This window comes from Micromonospora sp. BS32 (assembly GCF_059089345.1).
The window spans coordinates 1-1,269 of the sequence record NZ_JBSSHR010000054.1 but is presented as its reverse complement, the minus strand read 5'-3'; the positions used below and the strand labels follow the sequence as shown (position 1 = coordinate 1,269).

General features: G+C 66.1%; 1 protein-coding gene. It reads left to right on the top strand.

Annotated features, from left to right (window positions below):
• The first annotated feature begins 68 nt into the window (after positions 1 to 68).
• A protein-coding gene (locus AC5RWQ_RS30180) for an IS3 family transposase (RefSeq protein WP_494285995.1) occupies positions 69 to 1,237 on the top strand; the annotation gives its coding sequence in 2 pieces (ribosomal slippage) (positions 69 to 353 and positions 356 to 1,237; 1,167 coding nt in all).
• Positions 1,238 to 1,269: the final 32 nt, after the last annotated feature.

Here is a 1,269-nt window from a genome sequence, read left to right as displayed (position 1 = left end):
GGGTCTGCTGCACCGGTAGGTGACATCTGAGATGGCTTGCCCTGGTGGCGGGCTGGAAGGATGTTGCTGTGCCCAAGCCCTACCCTCGTGAGTTCCGCGATGATGTTGTGCGGGTGGCCCGTGACCGTGATCCGGGCGTGACGGTCGAGCAGATCGCGAAGGACTTCGGAGTCCACCCGATGACGTTGTTCAAGTGGCTGCGCCAGGCTGACGTTGACGCTGGAACCAAACCGGGTGTCAGTGGCGGCGAGTCAGCCGAGCTGCGTGAGGCCCGCAAGCGGATCAAGCTGCTGGAGCAGGAGAACGAGGTCCTGCGCCGGGCCGCGGCGTATCTGTCGCAGGCGAACCTGCCGGGAAAAGGCTCTACCCGCTCGTGAGCGAGCTGGCCGCCGACGGAATCCCCGTGGCGGTGACGTGCCGGGTATTGAAGATCGCTCGTCAGCCCTACTACCGGTGGCTCGCCCGGCCCGTCGGCGACGCCGAACTCGTTGCCGCTTACCGCGCGAACGCCCTGGTGGACGCCCACCGCGATGACCCGGAGTTCGGGTACCGGTTCCTGGTCGATGAGGCCCGCACCGCCGGACAGGCGATGGCTGAGCGCACCGCGTGGAAGATCTGCTCGGATAACGGCTGGTGGAGCGCCTTCGGCAAGCGCAAGAGGCGCGGCAAGGGTGGCAAGGTCGGTCCGCCGGTGCATGACGACCTCGTGAAACGAGACTTCACCGCCGACGGCCCGAACCGGTTGTGGCTGGCCGACATCACCGAACACCGCACCGGCGAGGGCAAGCTCTACCTCTGCGCGATCAAGGACGTGTGGTCGAACCGGATCGTCGGCTACTCCATCGACTCACGGATGAAGTCCCGGCTGGCTGTCAACGCGTTGCACAACGCCGTAGCCCGACGCGGCCGAGTGGCCGGCTGCGTGCTACACACCGACCGCGGGTCGCAGTTTCGCAGCCGGAAGTTCGTCCGCGCCCTGCACCAGCATCACATGACCGGCTCGATGGGCAGAGTTGGTGCCGCCGGCGACAACGCCGCCATGGAATCGTTCTTCGGCCTCCTGCAGAACAACGTCCTCGACCGGCGTAACTGGGCCACCCGGCAGCAGCTGAGGACCGCGATCGTGACCTGGGTCGAACGGACCTACCACCGCCGCCGACGACAACACTCTCTGTCCCGGTTGACCCCTATCGAGTACGAGACCATCATGACCCCACCGGCCAGTCAGGCCGCGTGACTGAAACTGTCACCTATCGGTGCAGCAGACCC